The sequence below is a fragment of the Vibrio sp. M250220 genome (assembly GCF_036533795.1).
Classification (GTDB): Bacteria; Pseudomonadota; Gammaproteobacteria; order Enterobacterales; family Vibrionaceae; genus Vibrio.
Genome location: NZ_JATABI010000023.1, coordinates 13,817 through 30,113 on the forward strand (window position 1 = coordinate 13,817; position 16,297 = coordinate 30,113).

Sequence of the window (16,297 nt, forward strand, 5' to 3'; positions counted from 1 at the left end):
TTCGGTATGTGTGGGAAGAATGACTTAAGTCGTGGCGGTGTAGGAAATGGTGAGTTTTGACGAAATTAACGTTAGTTTTTTTGACGTTTTGAACATCGCTATACTTGAAAACATTGATTTCAGACAAGATCTGTTACATGTATGAGAGATAGTATTGAGATCGGTAATAAAAATATTTCTCATTTATATATAGACGGCCTGTTTATGAAACTCTCACAATTACAACAAGGGCAAAAAGCAACCATCAAAGGTTTTTCTGAGCTTTCCAACGACGTAAGAAAAAAGCTGATGGTTATGGGGTTACTTCCTAAGACAGAGATTACCTTAATACGTAAGGCGCCAATGGGTGACCCACTGCAAGTTGAAGTCCGTGGTGTCTCTCTAGCGGTACGCACCAAGATTGCAGACGCAATCGCAGTGGAGGTGGAATGATGGAGTATAAAATCCTAACGGTCGGTAACCCAAATAGCGGAAAAACCACCCTGTTTAATGGATTGACTGGTGCCAAGCAGCAAGTGGGAAACTGGGCGGGTGTAACTGTTGAGAAAAAAACAGGTAAGTATTCCCATTCTAGCGACGATTTTCTTCTCACGGACTTGCCAGGTATATATGCGCTTGATAGTGGTAATGATGGCAACAGTATTGATGAGTCAATTGCGTCTCGCGCGGTTCTAACCCACCCAGCCGACCTGATTATTAACGTCGTTGATGCGACTAGCCTCGAACGTAGTCTGTATATGACATTGCAGCTGCGCGAGTTGGGTCGCCCGATGATTGTTGTGCTAAATAAAATGGATGCGTTAAAGCGTGAACGACAAACGATAGATTTGAAAGCGCTAGAAAAAGTGCTCGGTTGTCCGGTGTTTGCGATTTCTGCCAACAATAAATCACAAGTTCAGTCTCTCAAAGAACGTCTCCATAAAGCGCTCATTCAGGGCGTCGCCCTTGACGAACTTCGTCTTAACTACGGCGAAGCATTTGAAGCGTCCATTGCGAGTCTAGAGCCGATGTTTGCAGACCAAACAGAAGTCTCTGCTCGAGCGTTGGCCATTCGAGCGCTTGAAAACGATCTGTTGGTGCTCAACTCATTACCACAACTTAGCCGCGAGACCATAGTTGCAGAGCAGCGCAAAGCTGAGCTGGATATCGACTTGTTGGTGGCGGACGTAAAATATACGTTTCTTCATCAGCAATGCCAGAAGGTGCGCCGTAGTGAAGGTAAATTAAGTCATAGCTTCACTGAGCGAGTCGACAAGGTTATTTTGAATAAATGGATCGGCGTTCCTTTCTTCTTTGTTGTTATGTACTTAATGTTCATGTTCTCGATCAACATTGGTAGTGCTTTCATTGATTTCTTTGATATTGGCGTTGGCGCACTACTGGTTGATGGTGGGCATTACTTGCTTGATGATCACTTGCCGGTTTGGTTAGTGACGTTGATTGCTGACGGCGTAGGTGGCGGTGTGCAAACCGTAGCGACCTTTGTCCCAGTCATCGCCTGTCTCTATCTGTTCCTCGCTGTGCTAGAGAGCTCGGGCTACATGTCTCGAGCAGCATTCGTACTTGATAAAGTGATGCAAAAAATAGGTTTGCCGGGTAAGGCATTTGTGCCTTTGGTGCTTGGCTTCGGCTGTAATGTACCGTCTATTATGGCAACCCGTACCCTCGATCAGGAACGTGAGCGTAAGCTAGCGGCATCAATGGCGCCGTTTATGTCATGTGGTGCTCGTCTGCCCGTATATGCACTTTTTGCCGCGGCATTCTTCCCTGAAAGCGGTCAAAACGTGGTGTTTTCACTATATCTATTAGGTATTGTCGCGGCAGTTATTACCGGACTTGTGCTTAAAAACACCCTCTACCCAGGTTCGAGTGACAGCTTGGTGATGGAAATGCCTGATTACGAATTGCCAACAATACGTAATGTGGTGATTAAAACGTGGCAGAAGTTGAAGCGTTTCGTTATGGGGGCGGGGAAAACCATCGTGGTTGTTGTCACAATTCTAAGCTTCCTAAACTCAGTTGGTACGGATGGAAGCTTCGGCAACCAAGACAGTGAAAATTCGCTGCTATCTACCGTATCAAAAGTAGTCACGCCAGTCTTTGCGCCAATTGGCATCGAACAAGACAACTGGCCTGCAACCGTTGGTATCATTACTGGCATTTTTGCAAAAGAGGCCGTGGTCGGTACGCTGAACAGCCTATATGCGCCAAGCAATGAAGAAGCGGGTGAATACGACTTGATGGCTAGCCTTGAGGAAGCCGTGATGTCGATTCCCGAAAATCTTGCTGGACTGAGCTTCTCAGACCCATTAGGTATTGAAGTTGGCGATTTGTCTGACAGCAATGCAGTTGCAGAAGAACAAGAGGTGGATGTGTCTATCTTTGGTAACTTAAAAGGACACTTTGTGTCCGGTAATGCAGCGTTTGCTTATCTTATCTTTATCCTGCTTTACACTCCATGTGTTGCTGCCATGGGCGCATACGTTCGTGAGTTTGGGGTGAAGTATGCTCGTTTTATTGCTGTTTGGACCATGGGACTTGCTTATGGTAGCGCTGCTCTTTATTACCAAGTGACACACTTTAGCGATCATCCGGTCATGAGCGCAGCATGGATCTCAGCGATTATTTTGGCTGGCTTTGTTACCTACCGAGCGCTAAAAGTTGTGGGTAAGAAGCAAGTACAACAGTTAGAGGTGCAAATTGCATGATACTGGCAGAGTTAAAGCAGTTTATTGATCAGCAGGGCAGTGTCTCCCAACACGAACTGGCAAAAAAGTTCGGATTAAGTAAAGATGGTGTTGACGCCATGCTATCTGTTTGGATTCGTAAAGGGGTGATTTCTCGCCTTGTTGATACTAACGCGGCGAAGCATGTTATGAGGGTTAGGTATACGAAAGTGGATCCTAATGCGCTCGCTTTGACTGTGACCATGTAGACGATACTGAGTGACAATAAAAAACCGTTCATAGCGAACGGTTTTTTTGTATTCGAAACGATTTGAACGTTTAACCGCGCTGGAACAAGCTACTTAGTGATAATACATTGCCGATGCGTGTTTGCAGATCTGCTTGCTCTTCTTCGCTGCGAAACTGACCAGAAGTGTTCCCCCAAAGCGGGCCAGGCCAAGCAACATCCTCTTTAAAACGGGCGATATGATGGATATGCAGTTGAGGTACTATGTTTCCCAATGCACCCAAGTTGAGTTTATCCGGCTGAAACGTTGCCTCCAAAGCTTGGCTAACGGCTTGAGATTCTAATAGAAACTGCTGTTGTTCTTGCATCGGGAGGTGATGCAGTTCTTTGAGATGGGCGCGTTTAGGCACCAAAATAACCCAAGGTACGGCATTGTCGCGATGTAAAAGTGCCACACACAGAGGAAAGTGACCAATGACTGTGGTGTCCTTTGCCAGTTGAGGATGAAGTTCGAAGCTCATTGTTATTGTCCGATATTGTGTTAACGACATCAGTATACGTCAGATAAAACAAAAGGTTGACGCTTTCACGTCAACCTTTCAAATTTATTCGAAACTCGAAACTCGAAACTCGAAACTCGAAACTCGAAACTCGAAACTCGAAACTCTTACATACGTTCTAGAGTTTCGATACCTAGTAGCGATAGACCTTGCTTAATTGTCTTAGCCGTTAATGCGGCTAGCTTCAGACGGCTCTGTTTAACAGATTCGTCTTCAGTGTTAAGAATTGGACATGCCTCGTAGAAACTAGAGAACTGACCCGCTAGTTCGAACAGGTAGCTACACATGATATGTGGTTGACCTTCTCGAGCAACTGACTGCACCGCTTCATCAAACTGAAGGAGTTTCGCGATCAGGGCTTTCTCTTTCTCGTCGGTGACTTTGATTTCGCCGCCTAGGTCATCCATAGAGATGCCTGCTTTAGCGAAGATCGAAGATACACGAGTGTAAGCATATTGCATGTAAGGCGCAGTGTTGCCTTCAAACGCTAGCATGTTGTCCCAGTCAAACACGTAGTCTGTAGTACGGTGCTTAGAAAGGTCTGCATACTTAACAGCCGCCATTGCAACAGTCGTAGAAATTTTTTGCTTCTCTTCTTCTGCTAGGTCAGGGTTTTTCGATTCAATCAGGTTCGCTGCACGCTCTTCTGCTTCATCAAGGAGGTCAGCAAGGCGAACAGTACCACCGGCACGAGTCTTAAATGGCTTACCATCTTTACCCAGCATCATGCCAAACGCGTGGTGCTCTAGAGTGACCTCTTCAGGTACGTAACCGGCTTTGCGAACGATCGTCCAAGCTTGCATTAGGTGTTGATGCTGACGAGAGTCGATGAAGTAAAGCACGCGGTCCGCACCAAGCTCTTCGTAGCGGTATTTAGCACATGCAATGTCGGTAGTGGTATATAGGAAGCCGCCATCGCGTTTTTGGATGATAACGCCCATTGGGTCGCCATCTTTGTTTTTGTACTCTTCTAGGAATACAACTTGTGCGCCGTCATCTTCGACAGCCAAACCTTTTTCTTTTAGGTCTGCAACGATGCCAGGAAGCATGTCGTTGTACATACTTTCACCCATTACGTCATCACGAGTCAGTGATACGTTTAGGCGGTCGTAGTTACGCTGGTTCTGAATCATTGTGATATCAACCAGTTTCTTCCACATTTCGCCGCAGAATTCATCACCACTTTGTAGTTTAACTACGTAGTTACGAGCCTTAACTGCGAACTCTTCGTCTTCATCGTACAGTTTCTTAGATTCACGGTAGAACGCTTCTAGGTCAGCAAGTTCCATTGACACTTCGCCCGCGTCTTTCTGAACACGCTCAAGGTTAGCGATAAGCATACCGAACTGAGTACCCCAGTCACCGATATGGTTAGCGCGAATAACTTTGTGACCTAGGAATTCTAGTGTACGAACAACAGCATCACCGATGATGGTTGAACGTAGGTGGCCAACGTGCATCTCTTTAGCAACGTTAGGCGCAGAGTAGTCGGCAACAATAGTCTGTTGCGCTTCAGCAGCAACACCAAGACGGCTATCCGCTAGTGCTGCGTCAGCTTGCTTAGCCAGAAAATCTTCGCTTAGGAAAATGTTAATAAAACCAGGACCAGCGATTTCAGTCTTGCTCGCGATACCTTCAAGATCCAGAACATCCAATACTTTCTGTGCAAACTCGCGTGGGTTAGTACCAAGTTTTTTTGCAACGCCCATTACGCCGTTTGCTTGGTAATCACCAAACTGAGGTTTTGCAGATTGGCGAACAGCCGCAGGACTTCCTGCAGGTGCGCCAGCGGCTTCAAGAGCCTGAGATACTTTGTCATTAATAAGTGCTTGGATATTCACACGCGCTTCCTTCAATTCTGGGAATTGGTTGGCTATGCATTCTTAGTTATCCGGATGTTTAACGCACAATCACTGGATAATATCCACTGAGTGGAATGAATGCATATCTCGATCTAGTTCATAAATTTGGCGCACATAATACCAACTTTATTGCTGCGCTTATAGGGAGTGAACTGGGAAATTTTCTACTTTTCCTGACGATCTTGTTAGTATTGGGGGAAAATCAACGCATTGGATACCCAAAAATGTCACAGCAGCTGAAAAACGCGCAATTAATGCCTGCGCAGATGAAACTGAACCTCGAAAAATTTATGCATAAAATTCAGAGTTTAAGCGATATCTTGCATATAAATCTTGCGCCTTTCCAAGCGGATCATATCGCGTTACGTATTAACGACCGCGAGTTAGCCGAATTAGCACATCAAGAGTGGCAAAAAGAGGGAAAAGTTATCTCTGAAGCTGAGATTAATGGTCGTCCGATCATCGTGATTCAGTTTGATACACCTGTGAAAGGTTTAGATTGGACGATTGAGTGTTTGGAACTGCCATATCCTGCTGAGGGTAAGACGTATCCTGAGCAGAGCTGGGAACATGTAGAGTTTGTGATTCCGTCACAAGCAACGACAGCGGAAGAGTACTTAGCCGATATTCAGCAACAATTTCCTCAACTAAGTCTTGCTTGGGACAGCCTTGCAGATAAGGGCGTGAAAGTGAAACTCTCAAGCCCGAAAGGCGAGGGGGAGCGCTTAAATAACCCAACAGTAGCATTCAAATATCAAGGGGTGTGCATCAAGTTACACCCGCATTCATTAAAGAGCATTGTTGAGTCTGAACAATCAGCCTAACTCGACATCTTTAGGCCTGAGTTGAAACTCTTCGATCGAACCAATCTCTAGGCCTAAGTCTAGCTTCTCGGACTCATGATGCGCATTACCTTGTGTGTGCATTATGAGCCTATTTGCGGTTCTTGGTTTGAGTTCATTGACCACGAACCGAATCATGTCTGTTCTGGTTAGTCTCTTCAACTCATCAAGGACTAAGTCTCTTTGATTGAATTCAATATCTTTATTGCCAATCGCTACCCATAGTCGCTGAGCGCGACCGCGCAGTGTTGTGTCAGGCATAGCTATCTGGTTCCATAAGCCTCGCTTGCTGCTATGCCATTGATATTCATTGAGTTCTAACAACACCATGTAAAATGCATTGAGGAACTCATCAATGGAACGAATCAGTTCCGCAGGCGCTGCATTGGGTGATTGCACATATAGCGCGATACCTGGATGGCGATTAAGTGGCAGGTTGCCCGTCCCAACCATATATCCTAGCTGCTGCTTCGTGCGAATTTCATGGAAGAAGGTCGCAGACATCAAGTGATTTGCAAGTGAATAAAGTGCAATGCTGCGAGGGCTGGTGTCGTCGCATTGGTAGTAAAGAACGGTGGCTGAATCCTCTTGGTCACAAAACACTTCTCGTTGGAATGAGCCATTCTTGCCTAACATGACCAATGGTCTCAGCGCTTCTTCATACTGCTGATTTTGGACTCTCAAAGCATCTTTTAACGTCGTACCGAGGGACAAAGCGTCTGCCTTGGTCCAATCCCCATAGACAAACATTTCAACATGCAGCTCAGCCAGAATCGAATCAACGAAACTAGACAGTTCATCGACATTGATGGTTTCCAACGCTTCTACCAGAACAGCATAGGGGGGATTGTTTGGCTGCAAAATGCCAGTTAATGCATTGAATAGTTGCGATATAGGGCGATCTTGAGCCGAATTTAACCAGTTTCTTAAAAGCTGTTGTTTTATGTTGTCAAAGCGAGTTTCGCTAAAGTCCCGTTGAGCGAAGCGACTGAGGATCAATCTCATCAATTCAGGCTGCTTTTGACTAAAACCAGAAATGGTGAGTGTTACGCCACCTTGATGGGCATACATGTTGTAGCCCATACCCGCGATCTCAGCTTGGTATGTGTTGGTTGCTAGGCTATCGAGGAACATCTCGACGCAAAGGCGCGTTTTAACAATGTTACGTGGATTGGCGACCGCATGAGGGCTGTCTATCGCAATGTAGATGACCCCTTTAGGCACACGAAATTCCGTGTCTTGCAGGTGCCAGAGTTTGAACCCGGGTAGCTCTTCCAGCACCTGTGGCGTTTCGTGCGGTGTCTCTAACGGCTTCGGATCTAAATCAAAGCAAATAAATGGGTTTTTATCCGGTAGAGCAAAGCTTAGGCTGCTGTTTTCTCTGAAAAACGCTTTTTGTTCGGCTGAGAGTGGCGTAACACCGTAGGGCGTAAAATACCATTTTGCTCTATTTGGGTAGTCATAACCCTTTGCGACGAGAGTCGCTCGTAAATTCTCAGGCGTAAAATAGTCAAACAGTGAGGTCAGAAGCTCAGGATCATAGTGATTCATCATGAAGTCACCATAGATCACATCCTGCTCACGATAGTGCTGCATGTTTATCACTAAATGGCTGACTAAATCGAGCGGTCGAGTCGGTTCTTGGAAACGGAAGGCGGACTCAAGAACGGCCTGTTTCTCAAGGTAGCGCCACTCTGCCATCCCATGTTCCTTAATCAGTGCAAGGTAACTGAATACCGCTTGGATAATGTCGTCGGTATGATCGAGTCCTTTTGGCGTTAACGCACAACTCACTGAAAACTCGCGATAGTTACTACCACTGGTACCGCCACCGGCTGATAAAGAGGTAATCCAACCTTGCTCTTTGAGAGCCATCATTAGGCTACCACTGCCTTCGTAACCCAATAAATGGGCGAAATAGGAGAGGGGTTTAGATTGGTAATACTGATCCATGCTTGGCATTGGGAACGTCAGTATGAGTTTGCGTATCTCTTTTATCGGTTCAATGTGAACCAAGATGCCCGTCGAATCCTCTTGGCAATAAGGAGCGGTAATCTCTTTATTGACGAGTTTATGATTCGGAATGGCTGTGAATTTTTCAATACACCAAGATTCGAGTTGGTCGAGACCTTGAGGCCCCGTGATGGCTAGCGTCATCAAATCGGCTGAATACTGCTCGAAATGAAAAGCGACGATCTCATCTCGAATTGATTTGCCCTCTCTATCCCCCAGAGTTTCGAGGTTACCCACCGAAAATTTACTAAAGGGATGCTCGGGATTGACCAACTCCTTTTGAACTTGATAAAGACGGCGAGAATCGTCATTTAACTTGAGTTTGTACTCTGATTCAACGGCTTGGCGCTCTTTGTCCAAGGCTTCCGGATTAAATAGCGGGGCGGTAAAAAATTGACTGAACCTATCGAGACTGGTTGCAAAGGCATTGGGTGAAACGTCAAAAAAGAAACACGTATGTTCCGTTCCCGTCCAAGCATTGTTGCTGCCGCCATGCTGGTTAATATAACTTTGGAATTCGCCAACTTTCGGGTATTTTTCTGTGCCGAGAAATAGCATGTGTTCGAGATAATGCGCCAACCCTTCTCGTTCGACGGGGTCGTCGAAGTGACCAACATTGACTGCTAATGCCGCTGCGGATTTCTGCGCACAGTTATCGTGGATCAATAATACTCGAATGCCATTAGTCAGAGTTAAGTAACGGTATTGATTGGTATCATTTGGACTAATGTGCACGATACATTCTCCGGAAATTAAGCGATGCTACTATGAGCGATAGGGTAATTATGACTCGGATACCGCTGACTGCAAACTATCTGTTTGAGAAATATGAGCAAAATGAGTGATAGAAATAGAATGATCTGACTTTAAAGAGTGTTAAGAAAGTCAGAGTCTTTCATCTTGGAGTTGATATAATTATTCATAGCTCAACAAACTATCGTGGCTAAGAAACATCGTCACACAATAATAAATCAAGCTGCCATACAAGCAGCCACATAACAATAACCGCATCGATGTGTAATGCGGGGATAGCATTAGGAATAAGCCATGAAAATTTTCATTATGCGTCATGGAGAAGCGGAACATTTTGCTGAAAGTGATGAGCAACGAGAGCTGACGGAGCGCGGCAGAAGTGCATCTCTAGCGGTAGCCCGAGTCTGTGCGGATAAAGGTTTTGCTCACTTTGATCGAGTACTTGTAAGCCCTTACATTAGAGCGCAGCAAACTTGGCAAGAAATCTCAGCTTGCTTCACAACTGATCATGTAGAAACATGCCCAGACATCACCCCTTACGGTGATTCTGAACAGGTAGCCGATTACGTTGCTGCATTGGTTGAACTAGACAAATTGGAGAGTGTTCTGATTGTTTCGCACCTTCCTCTCGTTGGTTATCTAACCGCTGAGTTTGTTACGGATATGATTCCGCCAATGTTTCCGACATCGGGTCTCGTGTCTATTGACTACTCGCCGCAGAAATTAACTGGCGAGTTGACGTTTAATATCCACCCATAGTTCAGTTCGTTTGTGGCGTACTACAGCCCAGTTTTTTTGAATTTGGTCGTTGTGTATGCCTAACGTCTCTTCGCGTCAACCTTGTAGGTGTTTCGTTGCCCATTCCTCAGCCATAAATTTGACAGGATTAATGGACTGGATATTGCATAGTCAAACCAAATTGTTCTTTTTATCTAATATTGTAGCTACCTAACTATGAAGTTTTCCCTGCCGTTTGCTGACAAGCTGCCTTCGATTCCACAACGTGCTATGCCAGCGATTGGCGCACCAGTCATGGTTTTGTCTACGTTGGCGATGGTTATATTGCCAATTCCTGCCTTCCTGCTCGACTTGTTTTTCACATTCAACATCGCGTTGGCCATGGTGGTACTACTGGTGACGGTTTACACCCGCAGACCGCTCGATTTTGCTGCTTTTCCTACCGTACTGCTGATTGCAACCCTCTTGAGGCTTGCTCTTAACGTAGCTTCAACTCGTGTTGTTCTACTCTATGGTCACGAAGGTGCTGGCGCCGCAGGTAGCGTCATTGAAGCGTTTGGTAGTGTCGTTATCGGTGGTAACTATGCGGTCGGTTTGGTGGTGTTCCTCATTTTGATGATCATTAACTTTATGGTTGTTACTAAAGGTGCGGGACGTATTTCAGAAGTTAGTGCTCGCTTTACCTTGGACGCGTTACCGGGTAAACAAATGGCAATCGACGCCGATCTTAATGCAGGCCTGATTGACCAAGACCAAGCAAGAACAAGACGTCAGGAAGTCACCAAAGAAGCAGACTTCTATGGTTCGATGGACGGTGCGTCAAAATTTGTTAAAGGTGATGCGATAGCGGGTATCTTGATCTTATTCATCAACATCATCGGCGGTTTGTCGATTGGTATGGTGCAATACGGACTTGGCTTTGGCGAAGCGATAGAAATCTATACGCTACTGACGATCGGTGATGGTTTGGTTGCTCAAATACCGTCGCTATTGCTCTCTATCGGAGCGGCGATTATGGTGACGCGCCAAAATACCGATGAAGACATGGGCCAACAGGTCGTGTTCCAGATGTTCGACAACCCTAAAGCACTAATGATCACCGCTGGTATTCTTGGTGTGATGGGGATTGTACCGGGAATGCCGCACTTTGCTTTCCTGTTATTGGCATCGTTGGCTGCGGGCGGCGCATACTGGATTAATTACAAGCAGAAACGCGCTGCGGAAAAAACATCACTTCCAACCACGACCGAACAAGACTCGCCAACGCCTAAGGAACTGTCATGGGATGACGTTCAGCCCGTCGATATTGTTGGGCTTGAAGTCGGCTATCGTTTGATCCCGCTTGTTGACCGAGACCAAGGTGGTGAGCTGTTAGAACGAGTTAAAGGGGTAAGAAAAAAACTCTCTCAAGATTTTGGTTTCTTAATCCCAGCAGTACATATTCGTGACAACCTTGAGCTGACACCGAACAGCTATCGAATTACCCTTATGGGTGTCGCGGTAGGTGAAGCAGAAATCAGACCGGATATGGAACTGGCAATCAACCCTGGCCAAGTTTATGGAATGATTGACGGAGAGCCGACGATTGACCCAGCGTTCGGCCTCGAAGCGGTTTGGATTCGTGAAGAGCAACGAGAGCATGCACAGGCGCTCGGATATACCGTTGTCGATTCGTCAACCGTACTGGCGACTCACTTGAGTCAACTACTCACCAATAATGCATCTCAGCTCATTGGTCACGAAGAAGTGCAGAATCTTCTCGAAATGCTCGGACGCAGCACGCCTAAGCTGGTGGAGAGTTTTGTACCAGACCAGCTTCAATTGGGTGTTGTCGTAAAAGTGCTGCAAAATCTACTCAATGAGGCGGTACCGATCAGGGACATCCGAACCATAGTTCAAACCTTGTCCGAATACTCAAGTAAGAGTCAAGAACCTGACATCCTGACCGCTGCTGTTCGTATTGCGCTTAAGCGACTAATTGTTCAGGAAATCAATGGCATAGAGCCAGAGTTGCCCGTAATTACCCTTATTCCTGAGCTGGAACAACTCTTGCATCAGACCATGCAGGCGTCTGGAGGAGAATCCGCAGGAATTGAGCCAGGTCTCGCAGAACGACTACAATCTTCTTTAAGTCATGCAACACAAGAGCAAGAACTTAAAGGCGAGCCAGCAGTCCTTCTGACATCAGGTGTACTACGCTCTACATTAGCCAAATTTGTCAAAAATACGATTCCTTCGTTAAGAGTACTCTCTTATCAAGAAATCCCTGACGAGAAACAAATTCGCATTGTTCAAGCTGTCGGCAACTAGTTCTAATGCGTTGATATACGGAATATAATTTGAAAATTAAACGATTTTTTGCCAAAGACATGCGCACAGCCCTGCTCCAAGTCAAAGGAGAACTTGGTGATGATGCGGTAATCATGTCGAACAAAAAAGTCGCGGGTGGAGTAGAAATCGTCGCCGCGGTTGATGGCGATGGAGCGAATCGTTCTAGTAACAGCTACAACTCGAATCCACGGCATACACCCGTTCGTCAGGCTCCGGCGAGTTTGCCTGCTTCGAATAGAACGTTAGATGAAGACCGAGTCAGCCTCCAATCGCAAGCAGATTCTGGTCGATCCATGACCAAGCGTTTTGCTAGCATGCTAAAACAATACAGCAATGGTAAATCGGCAACGGATGGTCGTGATGAGGAGAGCAATCCAGACTCCCTATCGGCGCTGCTACAACGTCAAAATGCAGCGCGTTATGGTGATCGCGAAAATGTTCAAATTCAGCAAGATTCGCCTTTAGCAAGATTGATTGCTGAAGACCGCAGAATTCAAAAGCCAGCGGCAAAGCTCGATCCAACTCGTTATGAGCGTTCCCGACAGCCTGAAAGCGTCGTCGCCAACGAAGACCTAGAAGAGATGAAAGAAGAGATGACCTCTATTCGTCGTCTTTTAGAACATCAGGTTTCGGGACTTATGTGGCAAGAGGTCGAACGTAGAGAACCTTTGCGTGCTATGTTGATCAAACGTCTTGAACGCATGGGCGTGTCATCTGATCTTGCTGACCAGTTAGCTTGCTATATCCCAGAAGATACGCCACCAACCAAGGCATGGAAGGCGTTACTGGGGCTAGTGTCCGATCAAATTCCTATTGCTAAGCAAGATATCCTTAAACGAGGAGGCGTTGTTGCTCTGTTAGGTCCAACAGGTGTCGGCAAAACAACCACAGTGGCCAAGCTAGCTGCGCGAGCCGCGATGGAATACGGCGCAGATAACGTTGCGTTGGTTTCAACGGATACTTACCGTATTGGTGCGCATGAGCAACTTGCGATTTATGGAAGAATTATGGGATGTCCAGTAAAAGTCGCTAAAGATTCCAAAGAGTTAGCCGATGTAATATATCAGTTAAGAAATCGTCGCCTAATTCTTGTTGATACGGCGGGTATGGGTCAGCGTGATGTAAGACTGTCGGAACAATTAGACACCTTGATGCATGAGAGTGGAGAGATGATCCACAGCTACCTAGTTTTACCTGCTACTGCACAGCGAAAAGTACTGCAGGAAACGATTGATCACTTTAAACGTATCCCGTTGTCTGGATGCATTATGACTAAGCTAGATGAGTCACTGAGTTTAGGTGAGTTTGTCAGTGTCACAGTGCAAAACGCGCTGCCAGTGGCTTATATCGCGAATGGACAACGAGTGCCTGAAGACATTGTTATAGCGCAACCAAAATATATGGTCGCTAAAGCAAATGAATTACTTGAGAAGTCGACAGATGATGAACCTCACTACTGGAATAGTGAAGCGGAGAGGTTCTAGGCGGCGGACGATTATGACGAAGAATATGATACAAGACCAAGCTAGCGGATTGCGCCGTTTAACGCAGCCTTCTTTAACAAAGGTCATTTCAGTGACGGGTGGTAAAGGCGGTGTTGGTAAATCAAATGTAACGTTGGGAATGGCTATTTCGATGGCTCGCCAAGGTAAGAAAGTCATGGTACTCGATGCGGACCTTGGTCTGGCTAATGTCGACGTAATGCTTGGCATTCGACCTAAGAAAAACCTTGGCCACGTTCTTGCTGGTGAATGCGAACTCAAAGATGCGATTGTAGAAGGACCGCATGGAATTAAAATTATTCCAGCAACCTCCGGTACCCAATCGATGACAGAGTTGTCGCACGCACAACATATTGGACTGATCCGAGCATTTGGTAGCTTGGAAGATGAAATGGACGTGCTACTAATTGACACCGCAGCAGGTATTTCCGATATGGTTGTCAGCTTTTCTCGTGCAGCGCAAGATGTGGTTGTGGTTGTTTGTGATGAACCCACATCGATCACTGATGCTTATGCTTTAATTAAACTATTGAGCAAAGACCATCAGGTACAACGATTTAAAATTGTTGCAAATATGGTCAGAAGCTACCGAGAAGGAAGAGAATTGTTCGCAAAGTTGACCTTGGTCACAGAGCGATTCTTGAATGTGAGCCTTGAGCTCGTAGCATGTATTCCGTTGGATGATAAAGTTAGACAAGCAGTGAAAAAGCAAAAGATTGTTGTCGACGCATTTCCAAGATCTCCAGCGGCATTAGCAATCGGCTCATTGGCAAGCAAAGCACTAACTTGGCCAATTCCGAAAACACCGAGTGGACATCTTGAGTTTTTTGTCGAACGCTTACTGAATAGACCAGAGATGTTAGAGGAACCATTTGGTGAATAAGGCGTTGACCTATGAACAGTACGCAAACCAAAACAGTCAGCGGGTATTTTTAGAGAAATACTCGGTGTTGGTGAAACGTATTGCTCATCATTTGCTAGGGCGATTACCGCCAAGTGTGCAGGTAGAAGACCTTATTCAAGCGGGTATGATCGGATTGCTCGAAGCCCAGAAAAACTACGACGGTAGTAAAGGGGCGAGCTTTGAAACTTATGCGGGTATCCGAATTCGCGGTGCGATGCTCGACGATATTCGCCGTGGAGACTGGGTTCCTCGGTCAGTGCATAAGCACAACCGAGAAGTAAGCCAAGCCATTGCAGAGTTAGAAGGGCAATTAAACCGTGACCCCAGCGATACAGAAGTCGCTCAGCACATGGGCATTAGCCTAGAGCAATACCATACGATATTAACGGATATTAACTGTTCACGTTTGGTCGGGATTGAAGACCTTGGAGTTTCAGAAGACGTCATTACTTCCGATGATAGTGACGAAGAGAATGCACCTTTTCAGGGTGTCGCTGATGAATATTTCCGCAAGGCCTTGATAGACTCGATTAAATCTCTACCAGAGAGAGAAGCTTTAGTACTTTCGCTTTATTACGATGAAGAGTTAAACTTAAAAGAGATCGGTGAAGTAATTGGTGTTAGCGAGTCACGCGTTAGCCAAATACTAAGCCAATCAATGCAGCGTCTACGCACAAAGTTGAGTGCATGGACAAATAATGAGTAAAAATCACTGATCTCGAACTCAGTGGAGGCAATTTTGAATAAAAACATGAAGATCCTTATTGTTGATGACTTCTCAACAATGCGCCGTATCGTTAAGAACCTACTTCGTGATTTGGGTTTCAATAATACCCAAGAAGCGGATGACGGCTTAACGGCGTTACCTATGTTAAAAAAAGGTGAGTTCGACTTTGTCGTGACAGACTGGAATATGCCAGGTATGCAAGGTATTGACCTTCTAAAGCATATTCGAGCTGACGATGAGCTAAAACACTTACCAGTGTTGATGATCACGGCGGAAGCTAAACGTGAGCAAATCATTGAAGCTGCTCAAGCGGGCGTTAACGGCTACATCGTTAAACCGTTTACTGCTGCTACATTAAAAGAAAAACTAGATAAGATTTTTGAGCGCTTATAGTCAAGGTATTGACTGAATAGCGTGAAAGGCCAATTCAGAATGATTTCATTAGAACAGGCAAAGCAGCTCGTCGAGCTATTAGAAGATGGTCAACAACAAGAAGCGGATCTTCTTGTTAAAGGCATATACGAAAACATCTCAAATCCGATGCTACAAGAAATTGGGGAATTGACTCGTGACTTACATGAGTCAATTAAACACTTTAGCGTTGATGAGCGAATGAGCGAGATCGCCAATGACGAAATCCCAGATGCAAGGGATCGCCTCCAATACGTCATTGATAAGACCGAAGTTGCCGCGAATAAAACCATGGATGCAGTAGACCGTTGTCTACCCATCGCGGACAACCTGCATAATGGGCTTCTGCAAGTTCGTCCTCAATGGAATGAACTTATGCATGGTCGAATAGAGCTCGCCGAATTTAAAGCTCTGTGTCACCGAATCGACGACCTGTTAGGGGAAGTGGAAGGTGATAGCTCTGAACTTAGGGGACAGCTAACAGAGATTCTAATGGCTCAAGACTTTCAAGATCTAACCGGGCAGATCATTCGACGTGTGATTACCTTAGTCAACGAAGTTGAAGGTAGATTAGTCGAAATCCTGACTGCGTTTGGTTCTAGTCAGTTGGAACAAAGTGCACATAACAAGAACAAAGCATCGACAGACCCTGAGGGACCTATCCTTAATCCTCAAGAAAGGGATGATGCGGTTTCATCACAAGACGAAGTCGACGACTTACTCTCAAGTCTTGGGTTTTAG

14 protein-coding genes are annotated in these 16,297 nt (G+C 45.7%); 11 read left to right on the plus strand and 3 right to left on the minus strand.

Going from position 1 to position 16,297, the window contains the following annotated elements:
- The first annotated feature begins 204 nt into the window (after nt 1-204).
- The 3 genes from QTN94_RS09895 to QTN94_RS09905 are packed head-to-tail and all read left to right on the plus strand — an operon-like array spanning nt 205 to nt 2,935.
- On the plus strand, nt 205-432 hold the full coding sequence (locus tag QTN94_RS09895; protein WP_138973777.1) for a FeoA family protein: 228 nt from the start codon (nt 205-207) through the stop codon (nt 430-432).
- Nucleotides 432-2,708, plus strand: a complete 2,277-nt coding sequence (gene feoB, locus QTN94_RS09900; RefSeq protein WP_331427568.1) for a Fe(2+) transporter permease subunit FeoB — start codon at nt 432-434, stop codon at nt 2,706-2,708. Before QTN94_RS09895 ends, feoB begins: the two co-directional genes overlap by 1 nt.
- On the plus strand, nt 2,705-2,935 hold the full coding sequence (locus tag QTN94_RS09905) for a FeoC-like transcriptional regulator (protein WP_331427551.1): 231 nt from the start codon (nt 2,705-2,707) through the stop codon (nt 2,933-2,935). The genes feoB and QTN94_RS09905 overlap by 4 nt, the downstream gene beginning before the upstream one ends.
- A 70-nt stretch (nt 2,936-3,005) precedes the next feature.
- On the opposite strand, the gene QTN94_RS09910 is transcribed toward QTN94_RS09905, so the two are convergent.
- Together QTN94_RS09910 and argS are read right to left on the minus strand one after the other, a co-directional pair.
- Nucleotides 3,006-3,434 (minus strand): HIT family protein, encoded by a 429-nt coding sequence (locus QTN94_RS09910; protein WP_331416398.1) that lies wholly within the window; start codon nt 3,432-3,434, stop codon nt 3,006-3,008.
- Nucleotides 3,435-3,580: 146 nt separating this feature from the next.
- Nucleotides 3,581-5,314 (minus strand): arginine--tRNA ligase, encoded by a 1,734-nt coding sequence (gene argS / locus QTN94_RS09915; RefSeq protein WP_331427552.1) that lies wholly within the window; start codon nt 5,312-5,314, stop codon nt 3,581-3,583.
- Between the two features lie 245 nt (nt 5,315-5,559).
- On the opposite strand from argS, the gene QTN94_RS09920 reads away from it, so the two are divergent.
- Nucleotides 5,560-6,159, plus strand: coding sequence for a VOC family protein (locus QTN94_RS09920; protein WP_331427569.1), 600 nt, complete (start codon nt 5,560-5,562; stop codon nt 6,157-6,159).
- Here the strand turns inward: QTN94_RS09920 and QTN94_RS09925 are convergent.
- Nucleotides 6,151-8,925: an insulinase family protein gene (locus QTN94_RS09925; protein ID WP_331427553.1), complete on the minus strand. Its 2,775-nt coding sequence runs from the start codon at nt 8,923-8,925 to the stop codon at nt 6,151-6,153. The genes QTN94_RS09920 and QTN94_RS09925 overlap by 9 nt on opposite strands.
- 312 nt (nt 8,926-9,237) lie before the next feature.
- Here QTN94_RS09925 and sixA point away from each other — a divergent pair, with 312 nt between their 5' ends.
- From sixA to QTN94_RS09960, 7 genes are all read left to right on the plus strand, one after another.
- Nucleotides 9,238-9,702 carry a phosphohistidine phosphatase SixA gene (gene sixA, locus QTN94_RS09930; RefSeq protein ID WP_331427554.1) on the plus strand — a complete coding sequence of 155 codons (465 nt, stop codon included), beginning with the start codon at nt 9,238-9,240 and terminating at the stop codon, nt 9,700-9,702.
- Nucleotides 9,703-9,897: 195 nt separating this feature from the next.
- The gene (gene flhA, locus QTN94_RS09935) at nt 9,898-11,991 is read left to right on the plus strand and encodes a flagellar biosynthesis protein FlhA (RefSeq protein ID WP_331427555.1); all 2,094 of its coding nucleotides are present in this window, start codon (nt 9,898-9,900) and stop codon (nt 11,989-11,991) included.
- Nucleotides 11,992-12,020: 29 nt separating this feature from the next.
- Complete coding sequence (gene flhF, locus QTN94_RS09940; RefSeq protein WP_331416392.1) at nt 12,021-13,496, plus strand: flagellar biosynthesis protein FlhF; 1,476 nt, start codon at nt 12,021-12,023, stop codon at nt 13,494-13,496.
- Between the two features lie 13 nt (nt 13,497-13,509).
- Nucleotides 13,510-14,397, plus strand: a complete 888-nt coding sequence (locus QTN94_RS09945; protein ID WP_269377827.1) for a MinD/ParA family protein — start codon at nt 13,510-13,512, stop codon at nt 14,395-14,397.
- Nucleotides 14,390-15,124 (plus strand): RNA polymerase sigma factor FliA, encoded by a 735-nt coding sequence (locus tag QTN94_RS09950; protein ID WP_331416391.1) that lies wholly within the window; start codon nt 14,390-14,392, stop codon nt 15,122-15,124. The genes QTN94_RS09945 and QTN94_RS09950 overlap by 8 nt, the downstream gene beginning before the upstream one ends.
- A gap of 45 nt (nt 15,125-15,169) precedes the next feature.
- Nucleotides 15,170-15,538, plus strand: coding sequence for a chemotaxis response regulator CheY (gene cheY / locus QTN94_RS09955; protein WP_006879571.1), 369 nt, complete (start codon nt 15,170-15,172; stop codon nt 15,536-15,538).
- Between the two features lie 39 nt (nt 15,539-15,577).
- Nucleotides 15,578-16,297, plus strand: coding sequence for a protein phosphatase CheZ (locus QTN94_RS09960; RefSeq protein ID WP_331416390.1), 720 nt, complete (start codon nt 15,578-15,580; stop codon nt 16,295-16,297).

Coding starts and splice junctions, on each gene's coding strand:
- QTN94_RS09920 (WP_331427569.1), top strand. CDS start 5,560: ATGTCACAGCAGCTGAAAAACGCGCAATTAATGCCTGCGCAGATGAAA.
- feoB (WP_331427568.1), top strand. CDS start 432: ATGGAGTATAAAATCCTAACGGTCGGTAACCCAAATAGCGGAAAAACC.
- QTN94_RS09905 (WP_331427551.1), top strand. CDS start 2,705: ATGATACTGGCAGAGTTAAAGCAGTTTATTGATCAGCAGGGCAGTGTC.
- QTN94_RS09960 (WP_331416390.1), top strand. CDS start 15,578: ATGATTTCATTAGAACAGGCAAAGCAGCTCGTCGAGCTATTAGAAGAT.
- flhA (WP_331427555.1), top strand. CDS start 9,898: ATGAAGTTTTCCCTGCCGTTTGCTGACAAGCTGCCTTCGATTCCACAA.
- QTN94_RS09945 (WP_269377827.1), top strand. CDS start 13,510: ATGACGAAGAATATGATACAAGACCAAGCTAGCGGATTGCGCCGTTTA.
- cheY (WP_006879571.1), top strand. CDS start 15,170: ATGAAGATCCTTATTGTTGATGACTTCTCAACAATGCGCCGTATCGTT.
- QTN94_RS09895 (WP_138973777.1), top strand. CDS start 205: ATGAAACTCTCACAATTACAACAAGGGCAAAAAGCAACCATCAAAGGT.
- QTN94_RS09910 (WP_331416398.1), bottom strand. CDS start 3,434: ATGAGCTTCGAACTTCATCCTCAACTGGCAAAGGACACCACAGTCATT.
- sixA (WP_331427554.1), top strand. CDS start 9,238: ATGAAAATTTTCATTATGCGTCATGGAGAAGCGGAACATTTTGCTGAA.